This window comes from Micromonospora sp. NPDC049580 (assembly GCF_040675595.1).
Classification (GTDB): domain Bacteria; phylum Actinomycetota; class Actinomycetes; order Mycobacteriales; family Micromonosporaceae; genus Micromonospora.
Map to the genome: position 1 here is coordinate 1 of NZ_JBFAPG010000225.1, position 9,584 is coordinate 9,584.

The window sequence follows — 9,584 nt, forward strand, 5'->3', positions numbered from 1 at the left end:
GCGAGGGTGGCGGCTTCCGTGGCGGCGACCGTGACGGATCGCGCTCGGGTGCGCCGCGTGAGGGCGGTTTCCGTGGCGGTGACCGCGAGGGCGGTTTCCGTGGTGGTGAGCGTCGTGAGGGTGGTTACCAGGGCGGTGGCGACCGTGGCCGTTCCGGCCCGCCCCGCGAGGGTGGCTTCCGTGGCGGAGACCGCGAAGGGGGCTTCCGGGGCGGCGACCGTCGTGAGGGCGGTTTCCGGGGCGGTGACCGTGACGGCGGTTTCCGTGGCGGCGAGCGCCGCGAGGGTGGCTTCCGCGATGGCTCCCGCTCCGGTGCGCCGCGCGAGGGCGGCTTCCGTGGCGGCGACCGCGATGGGTCGCGCTCGGGTGCGCCGCGTGAGGGTGGTTTCCGTGGCGGCGACCGCGATGCCCCGCGTTCCGGTACGCCGCGCGAGGGTGGTTACCAGGGCGGTGGCGACCGTGGCCGTTCCGGCCCGCCCCGTGAGGGTGGCTTCCGCAGTGGTGACCGCGAGGGCTTCCGTGGCGGAGACCGTCGTGAGGGTGGCTTCCGTGGCGGCGACCGCGGCGGCTCCCGTACGCCGCGTGAGGGTGGCTTCCGCGGTGGTGACCGTCGTGAGGGTGGTTACCAGGGTGGCGGCGACCGTGGCCGTTCCGGCCCGCCCCGCGAGGGTGGCTTCCGTGGCGGAGACCGCGAAGGTGGCTTCCGTGGCGGCGAGCGTGGTGGCTCGCGCCCGGGCGCACCGCGTGAGGGCGGTTTCCGTGGCGGCGACCGCGACGGCGGCTTCCGGGGCGGTGACCGTCGTGAGGGCGGCGCACCCCGCGAGGGCGGCTTCCGGGGCGGTGACCGTCGTGAGGGCGGCGCACCCCGCGAGGGCGGCTTCCGAGGCGGTGACCGTCGCGAGGGTGGCTTCCGCGGTGGGGACCGTGACGGTGGCTTCCGGGCCGACGAGCGGCCCCGTCGCGAGGGCGACTTTCGGCGCGACGACCGTGGCGCGGCCTCCGAGTCGTCCGAGGGTGGGCGCAGCCTGGCCCCGGCGTTGCCGGACGACATCGTCGCGACCGACCTGGACAAGGACGTCCGTGCCGAGCTGCTCTCGCTGAACAAGCCGGTTGCCGAGACGGTGGCCCGGCACCTGGTCGCCACCGGTCAGCTGATCGACGAGGACCCGGCCGAGGCGTTGGCGCACGCGCTGGCCGCCCGACGGCTCGCGTCGCGCATCTCCGCGGTCCGTGAGGCGGTCGGCCTGGCCGCGTACCACGCGGGGGAGTGGCAGACGGCGATCGCCGAGCTGCGGACGTACCACCGGATGACCGGCCTGCAGAGTCACCTGGCCGTGCTCGCCGACTGCGAGCGTGCCCTGGGCCGGCCGGAGCGGGCCATCGACCTGTTCCGCGGCGCCGACCAGGCGAAGCTGGACCAGGCCGTCGCGATCGAGCTGCTGATCGTCGCGGCCGGGGCACGGGGCGATCTCGGCCAGAAGGACGCCGCTGTCGCGATGCTCCAGGTGCCGGACCTCACCAGCGAGGCGACGGTGCCGTGGACGGCGCGACTGCGGTACGCGTACGCCGACGCGCTGCTCGCGGTGGGCCGACGTGAGGAGGCCCGCGAGTGGTTCTCCCGCGCCGCCGACGTGGACACCGAGGGCGAGACCGACGCCGCGGAGCGGTTGCTGGAACTCGACGGCGTCGTCATCGAAGGTGATGACGAGGACGAGGCCGAGGAGATCGCCGCTGGCCCGGGTGCGCCCGGCGCGGTGCCGGCCCAGCCGGACGCCGACCTGACCGTCGGCGACGTCCTCGACGCCGACGACCTCGAGGACGAGGACGACCTCGAGGACGAGGACGACCTCGACGACGAGGACGACCTCGAGGACGACGACGAGGACGACGAGGACGACGAGGACTACGACGACGACGAGGAGGACGGCGTCGCCGGCCGCTCGGACGAGCACGAGGGCGGCGAGGACGTCGCGGGCGACGACGACGACGAAGACGTCGACGACCGCCACCCGGACGCGGGCGACGTCGCCCCGGCAGCCACCACGGACCGGAGCACGCCCGCCAGCGACGACAGCCGCGCAGGCGGCGCGGTGAACGGCGACGGGACCGCCCCCACCCGGGGTGACGAGTCGGAGTCGACGCAGCGGTGAGCGCGGACGCCGGGAAGCGGCTGATCGACGGGTACACCCTGGTGGTCTTCGACCTGGACGGGGTGATCTACCTGATCGACCGGCCGATTCCCGGCGCGGTCGACGCGGTGGCTCGGCTGCACGCCGAGGGGCGGGCGGTGGCGTACGCCACCAACAACGCCTCCCGCCGCTCCAGTGACGTCGCCGACCTGCTGACCGGGATGGGCGTGCCGGCGCGGCCGGAGGAGGTGCTCACCTCCGCCGCCGCGTCGGCCGAGCTGCTGCGCGAGCGCCTGCCGGCCGGGGCGCCGGTGCTGGTGGTCGGCGCGGAGGCGCTGCGCGCCGAGCTGCGCGCGGTCGGGCTGACCCCGGTCACCCGCGCCGACGAGAAGCCGGCCGCGGTGGTGCAGGGCTACGGTCCGCAGGTCGGCTGGGCCGAGCTGGCCGAGGCGTCGATCGCCGTACGGGCCGGGGCGATCTGGGTCGCCACCAACACCGACCGGACGCTGCCCAGCGCCCGGGGCCCCCTGCCCGGCAACGGGTCGCTGGTCGCGGTGCTGCGAACCGCGTTGGAGCGGGACCCGGACCTGGTGGTCGGCAAGCCGGAGTCGGCGCTGTTCGAGACCGCCGCCCGGCGCGGCGACGGCGGCCGAGCCCTGGTCGTCGGGGACCGGTTGGACACCGACATCGAGGGCGCCCGCCGAGCGGGACTGGACAGCCTGCTCGTGCTCACCGGCGTCAGCGGCGTACCCGAGCTGCTCGCGGCCGAGCCACGACGGCGGCCCACGTACGTCGCGCGGGACCTGGCGGGGCTCTTCGACCCGGCGGCGGCCGTGCAGGTCCCGGGCTCGACGAACGGCGGCGGCTGGTCCGTCACCGACCGCGACGGGACGCTGGAACTGGCCGGCGCCGGCCGGGATCTGGACGCCCTCGCCGCGCTCTGCGCGGCGGCGTGGTCGGCTCCGGAGCTGCCGGCGATCCGCGCGGTGGGACCGGACGCGGCTGCCGCGCTGGAGAGCTTCGGGTTGGCCACCGACGGGTGACGCCGTCGAGCGCGCTCGTCAGAGCAGCTTGCGCAGCTTCATCAGGTCGAACGGGTTGGCCTTGATCGACACCCGGCGGGAGGTGACCGCCTTGGTGACGTCCAGGTCACCTCGGACCAGGGCGAGCAGATCGTCGCTGGACGTGCTCAGCGCGATCTTGGCCTTCGGGTCGTCGCCGTCGGTCAGCTCGACCAGCCGGCCACCGCTGATCTTGCCGTGGAACGCCGTGTCCAGGTCGGTGATCCGGCAGGCCAACGTCCGGTCCAGGTCGATCCGGTCGCGGACCGTCTCGGCGTTGCGGTCCAACCGGGCGGCCAGCTCCTGCAACGCCTGCCGGCACTCGTCCACGCTGGCCACATCTCCCCCTCGCCGATCGCCACGCCGTCCCCGGCACCGTACCGCACGAGGCAGTCCGGGGTGCCCGGTAGCGTGACACCTGCAGACCCCGCCCCATGGAAGGACTCAGGCATGCAGGACGCGTGGCGCGCCTACCTCGAACTGGCCCTGGGCCTGGCGGAGGCGCCCCGGAAGAAGGCCCAGGACGCGGTGCGTCGCCTCGTCGGCTCGGGCGGCGCGACCGCCGCCCAGCTGCAGGCCCTCGGCGAGGAGCTGGTCACCACCGGCGCCGCCAACCGGGAGGCGCTGACCAAGCTGGTCCGCTTCGAGGTCGACCGGGCCCTGGGCGCGGTCGGTCTGGCCACCGCCGACGAGGTGGCCGAGCTGACCCGACGCGTGCGCGACCTGGAACGGCAACTGCGCGAGGCGCGCGCCACCGAAATGGCCGCCGGGCCCGCCCCACAGCTCGCCGTGCCCTCGACCGGGCCCGCGCCGCAACCCGATCCGACCCGCGCGGCGCAGCCCGGCAGCGGCCCGGTGCCGTCGGACGGCCCCGCCGGAGCGCCGGTCTCGGCGCCGGTGGCCAGGAAGGCCTCGGACGGTCCCGCCGCAGCGCCGGTCTCCGCGGTGGCCAAGAAGGCCGTCGCCAAGAAGGCGCTGGCCAAGAAGGCTGTCGCGAAGAAGGCCATCGTGAAGAAGCCGCCCGCGACGATCAGCCGGACCGACGACGACACCCCGCCGCCGGTCGTGCAGGACGACACCCCGACACCGGCGGTCATGCCGGCGAAGAAGGCCGCCCGTAAGCGCCGTCCGGACGGTGACTCGTGAGCGACGGCGCGCGTCCGGGCCCGCCGCCCGGCATCCGCCCCGGCCCGCCGGGAGGCTTCCGGCCCGGCCCGCCGCCGGCCGGGTCGTTCGCCGCCCGGCCCAGCCCGCCGGTGGGCGTCCGCCCCGGCCCGCCGCCCGAGGGCGTCGACGTCGGCGACGACACGGCCCGCCACCCGGCGGTGGACGCGGCCGTGCGGGCCATGGACAACGCGGCGACGCTCGCCCCGGCCGACCAGATCGCGCAGTACGAGGCGGCCTACGAGACGCTGCGCGAAACGCTCGCCACCATCGACCAGACCTGAGCAGGACGACCAGGTCGGACAGACCGGAGAACCACCCATGGCACGTCGCAACCGGCTGGACGCCGAACTCGTCCGCCGCGGGCTGGCCCGCTCGCGTGAGCAGGCCGCCGCGCTGGTCGAGGCCGGCCGGGTCCAGCTGCGCGGAGTGCTCGCGCGCAAGGCCGCCGCGATGGTCGACCCCGCCGATCCGCTGCTGGTCACCGGCGAGGACCCGACCGAGGAGTACGTCTCCCGGGGCGGGCACAAGCTCGCGGGCGCGTTGGCGGCGTTCGAGGCCGGTGGCCTACGCGTCGCCGGGCGGCGCTGCCTGGACGCCGGCGCGTCGACCGGGGGCTTCACCGACGTGCTGCTGCGCGCCGGCGCCGCCGAGGTGGTGGCCGTGGACGTCGGCTACGGGCAGCTCGCCTGGTCGCTGCGCACCGACGAGCGCGTCCGCGTCCTGGAACGCACCAACGTCCGTACCCTCGTCGCGGACGCGATCGGCGGGCCTGTCGATCTGACGGTGGCCGACCTGTCGTTCATCTCGTTGCGGTTGGTGCTGCCGGCCCTGGCCGGCTGCACCCGCGACGACGGCGACCTGGCGCTGATGGTGAAGCCGCAGTTCGAGGTGGGCAAGGAGCGGGTCGGCGCCGGCGGCGTCGTCCGCGACCCGGCGCTGCGCGCCGAGGCGGTGCTCGACGTGGCCGCCGCGGCGGCTCAGCTCGGCCTCGGGTTGACCGACGTGGCGGCCAGCCCGCTGCCCGGGCCCAGCGGCAACGTCGAGTTCTTCGTATGGTTGCGCCGGGGCGCACCACCGGCCGACCCGCAGCGCGTGCGGGCCGTGGTGGAGGCCGGGCCGGACGGCCCGACGACGGCCGGCGACGTGCCGGGCGTGGCGGCGGAGGAGGTCGCAGGGTGAACGCGTACAGCGAGCGGCGCACGACGGCACGCGCCCGTGCCGGGGCGGCGGCGACGGCAGTGTGCCGTCCGATGGCGGACGGGCGGCCGCTCCGATGAGCCGCACGGCGCTGCTGGTGACCCACACCGGCCGTCGACGCAGCACCCAGCACGCCCGGTCGGTCGCCGCCGACCTCATCGCCGCGGGCTTCGAGGTGCGGGTCATCGCCGAGGAGGCCGACGACCTCGATCTGCCCGGGATGGTTCCGGTCACCGGCCCGGAGGCCGCCGAGGGCGCCGAGATCGTCTTCGCGCTCGGTGGGGACGGCACCTTCCTGCGCGCGGCCGAGCTGGCCCGCCCGGCGAAGGCGCCGCTGCTCGGCATCAACCTCGGCAAGGTGGGCTTCCTCGCCGAGGCGGAGATCAACGATCTGGACACCGCGGTCCGGGACGTCGTCGAGCGCAACTACACCGTGCACGAGCGGCTCACGCTCGACGTCACGGCCGAGTTCGACGGTGGCCCGACCATCGAGTCCTGGGCGCTCAACGAGATCAGCGTCGAAAAGGGGGAGCGGGCGCAGATGCTCGAACTCCTCGTCGACGTGGACGGCCGCCCGCTGTCCCGCTACGGCTGCGACGGCGTGGTCTGCGCCACCCCCACCGGCTCCACCGCCTACGCGTTCTCCGGCGGCGGTCCGGTGGTCTGGCCGGAGGTGGAGGCCCTGCTGCTGGTGCCGATCAGCGCGCACGCGTTGTTCAGCCGCCCCCTGGTCACCGCACCCACGTCGACGTTCATCATCACCGTCGACCCGTTCACCACCCTCGCCGTGCTCGCCTGCGACGGCCGGCGGGTCTACGACCTGCCGCCCGGCGCCCGGGTGACGGTGCGTCGAGGCGCCCTGCCGGTGCGCATCGTCCGGCTGCGCGCCCGTCCGTTCACCGACCGGCTGGTCGCCAAGTTCGGTCTGCCGGTGCACGGGTGGCGGGGCAGCCGCCGGTGACGGTGGCGCACACCGTCGGTGTCCGGCGGTTGTCCACCTGACGACATGTCGCCGCTGCGGCGGCGCAAGGCTAGTGACCTGGCTGTGTGCTGCGTCGCAGACTCCGATCGGTCCTCATCTACGGATGGCGGGCCCACCGGAGTTTAAGGAGCGCATCGCATGCACTGGTCCCCCCGCTGGCTCAGCGCCGGCGCGGTCGGCGCGCTGGTGGTCGGCCTCGCCGCACCGGCGTCCGCCGAGCCGCCCGTCCGGCCCACCGGCCCGAGCCTGGGCACGTCCGCCCCGGGCGCCGCGCCCGTCCGCATCACCCTCATCACCGGTGACCAGGTCGAGCTGGCGCCGGCCGCGCCGGGCCGGGTCGCCGCCACCGTACGCCCGGGACCCGGGCGTGAGCGGGTCATCTTCCAGACCCTGGAGGTCGACGGCGGGCTGCGGGTGCTGCCCAGCGACGCCCTGCCCTACGTCTCCAGCGGTGTCCTCGACGCCAACCTGTTCGACGTGCAGGAGTTGGCCGCCGATGGCTACGGCGACGCCGCGCAGGGCGCCCTGCCGCTGATCGTGCGCTACCAGGAGCAGGCGGCCGGCCGGGTCCGGCCGCTCGGCGGCGTCACCGACGCCCGCCCCCTGGAGAGCATCAACGGCGCCGCGTTGCGGGTCGGCAAGGCCGACCTCGGTGGACTGTGGAGCACCCTCGCCGGCACGCCGACGAGCCGGACCACTGCCGCCGCGCCCCGGCTGGGCGGCGGTATCGCCCACGTCTGGCTGGACGGGCGGGTGCACCCGACGCTGGAGCACAGCGTGCCGCAGATCGGCGCCCCGACGGCCTGGGCGGCCGGCCGCGACGGCAGCGGCGTGAAGGTGGCCGTACTCGACACCGGCGTCGACGCCACCCACCCCGACCTGGCCGGACGGATCGCCGAGGCGCGGGACTTCTCCGGCAGCGGCAGCGCCCGCGACGGCCACGGCCACGGCACGCACGTCGCGGCCACCATCGCGGGCAGCGGCGCCGCGTCGGCGGGGCTGCGCAAGGGCGTCGCGCCGGGCGCGCGACTGCTGGTCGGCAAGGTGCTCGACGACGCCGGCTCGGGCTACGACTCGGCCATCATCGCCGGCATGGAGTGGGCCGCCCACTCCGGCGCGAAGGTCGTCAGCATGAGCCTCGGCGGCGACCCGACCGACGGCACCGACCCGATGAGCCAGGCGGTGAACGACCTGACCGCCGAGACCGGCGCGCTCTTCGTGGTCGCCGCCGGCAACGCGGGCGCGGCGCGTACCGTCGGCTCGCCGGGCGCGGCCGCGGCGGCCCTCACCGTCGGCGCGGTGGACCGCGACGACAACCTGGCCGAGTTCTCCAGCCGTGGGCCGCGCCTGGGCGACAACGGCCTGAAGCCGGAGATCACCGCGCCGGGCGTCGGCATCGTCGCCGCGCGGGCCGCCGGCACCACCATGGGTACGCCGGTGGGCGACGCCTACACGACCGCGTCCGGCACCTCGATGGCCACCCCGCACGTGGCGGGCGCGGCGGCGATCCTCGCGCAGGACCACCCGGACTGGTCCGCCGGCAAGCTGAAGGACGCGCTGGTCAGCACCACCAAGGCGAACCCGGCGCTGACCGTCTTCGAGCAGGGCGGCGGTCGGGTCGACGTGGCGCGGGCGCTCACGCAGCGGGTGTACGCCTCGGCCACCGCCGACTTCGGCCGGATCACCACCGGTGGCGCGGTGGCCGAGCGGAGTGTGACGTACACCAATGGCACGGCGGTCGCGCGGACCCTGCGGCTGGCCCTGGACCTGCGCAACCTGGACAGCGGCGCGGCCGAGAACGACGGGGTCGCCGTCGCGTCCGGCGAGGTGACCGTGCCGGCGGGCGGCAGCGTGGCGGTGCCGCTGCGCGCCGACCCGGCGAAACTGGCCCGGGGCCCGCACGGGGGATGGCTGGTGGCGACCGGCGCGGACGGCGTCGCCGTGCGCACGCCGGTGGGCCTCACCGTCAGCGGTCCGATCCACGACGTCACGATCAAGGTGCTGGGCCGGCAGGGTCAGTTGACCCTCTCGCCTGCGCTGACCCTCTTCGGTGAGCAGCCCGAGTCGGACTACTGGGGCTGGTGGCCGGGCGAGGGCACCCTGCGGGTCGAGGAGGGCACCTACCTGCTGACCGCGCTGGTCGAGCACGGCGCCCCCCTGGACGAGCAGCTGACCGAGGCCGTCGAGCCGGAGCTGACCGTCGACCGGGACCTGACCGTGGTGCTCGACGCCCGCAAGGGCACGCCGGTGCGGATCGAGACGCCGAAGCCCAGCGAGCAGCGGGCCACGCTCAGCTTCTACGTGCACCGGGTGTTGGGCAACGGCCGGCAGATCGACCACGGCGTCATGGCCTACAGCACCATTCAGCAGGTCAACGTCACGCCGACCCGCCAGGTACGCCAGGGCGAGTTCGAGTTCGCCTCCCGCTGGCAGCTCGTCGCGCCCATGGTGGACGCCACGATCAGCGGGGTGTCCGGCCCGTCGGACATCAACCTGCTGGGCACGTCCCCGGCGCCGACCGGTCGACGGAAGCTGCCGCTGGTCTGGGCCGGCACCGGAACCCCGGCCGAGCTGGCCCGGGTGCGGGGCGCGGCGGCGCTGCTCGCCGCCGACCCGAACCGTAACGAGAATGAGCAGGTGGCCGCGGCGGCGGCGGCCGGCGCCGCGGTGGTGCTGATCGTCCGGCCCGAGGACCAGAGCGCGTGGACGGTCTGGCGGCCGGCGGGGGAGCGGCTGCCAATCCCGGCGATGGTCGTCGCGTACGACGACGGGCAGCGGCTGATCGCGGCGGCGCGCAAGGGCCGGGCGACGCTGGACCTGACGCTGACCGTGGACAGCCCGTACCTGTACGACGTGTGGCAGGTGTCGAAGGGCCGGGTGCCGGAGCGGATCGTGCACACGGTGACCGCGAAGAACACCGCCGAGGTGACCACCAGCTACGGCGACACGGGCGCGGGCTGGGCCACCGAGGAGCGGTTCGGCTGGCGTCCGTGGCACGATCCGCTCCGGCACCCGGCCCTTCGACACCTGCCACACGTCGTACAGGTA

The 9,584-nt window shown here is 75.3% G+C and carries 9 protein-coding genes; 7 read left to right on the top strand and 2 right to left on the bottom strand.

What is annotated here, in order from left to right; genetic code table 11:
* Positions 1-1,133, bottom strand: a 1,133-nt coding sequence (locus tag AB0J68_RS18625) for a hypothetical protein (RefSeq protein WP_363939600.1), incomplete at its 3' end; no start/stop codon positions are given.
* Here AB0J68_RS18625 and AB0J68_RS18630 point away from each other — a divergent pair.
* Together AB0J68_RS18630 and AB0J68_RS18635 are read left to right on the top strand one after the other, a co-directional pair.
* Positions 1,122-2,150, top strand: coding sequence for a hypothetical protein (locus AB0J68_RS18630; protein WP_363939606.1), 1,029 nt, complete (start codon positions 1,122-1,124; stop codon positions 2,148-2,150). The genes AB0J68_RS18625 and AB0J68_RS18630 overlap by 12 nt on opposite strands.
* Entirely contained in the window at positions 2,147-3,172 is a 1,026-nt protein-coding gene (locus AB0J68_RS18635; RefSeq protein ID WP_354861615.1) for an HAD-IIA family hydrolase, read from the top strand. Before AB0J68_RS18630 ends, AB0J68_RS18635 begins: the two co-directional genes overlap by 4 nt.
* A gap of 18 nt (positions 3,173-3,190) precedes the next feature.
* Here AB0J68_RS18635 and AB0J68_RS18640 read toward each other — a convergent pair whose 3' ends face one another.
* The gene (locus tag AB0J68_RS18640; RefSeq protein ID WP_354861616.1) at positions 3,191-3,529 is read right to left on the bottom strand and encodes an SCP2 sterol-binding domain-containing protein; all 339 of its coding nucleotides are present in this window, start codon (positions 3,527-3,529) and stop codon (positions 3,191-3,193) included.
* Between the two features lie 111 nt (positions 3,530-3,640).
* On the opposite strand from AB0J68_RS18640, the gene AB0J68_RS18645 reads away from it, so the two are divergent.
* The 5 genes from AB0J68_RS18645 to AB0J68_RS18665 all read left to right on the top strand — a co-directional run.
* Positions 3,641-4,336 carry a hypothetical protein gene (locus tag AB0J68_RS18645; RefSeq protein WP_354861618.1) on the top strand — a complete coding sequence of 232 codons (696 nt, stop codon included), beginning with the start codon at positions 3,641-3,643 and terminating at the stop codon, positions 4,334-4,336.
* Positions 4,333-4,638 (top strand): hypothetical protein, encoded by a 306-nt coding sequence (locus tag AB0J68_RS18650; protein ID WP_354861620.1) that lies wholly within the window; start codon positions 4,333-4,335, stop codon positions 4,636-4,638. The genes AB0J68_RS18645 and AB0J68_RS18650 overlap by 4 nt, the downstream gene beginning before the upstream one ends.
* 37 nt (positions 4,639-4,675) lie before the next feature.
* Positions 4,676-5,536: a TlyA family RNA methyltransferase gene (locus tag AB0J68_RS18655; RefSeq protein WP_363939602.1), complete on the top strand. Its 861-nt coding sequence runs from the start codon at positions 4,676-4,678 to the stop codon at positions 5,534-5,536.
* Between the two features lie 94 nt (positions 5,537-5,630).
* A complete protein-coding gene (locus AB0J68_RS18660) occupies positions 5,631-6,515 on the top strand; it encodes an NAD kinase (protein ID WP_355139518.1) in 885 nt (294 codons plus the stop codon).
* 159 nt (positions 6,516-6,674) lie between these two features.
* On the top strand, positions 6,675-9,584 hold a 2,910-nt coding region (locus AB0J68_RS18665; protein WP_363939604.1), incomplete at its 3' end, for a S8 family serine peptidase.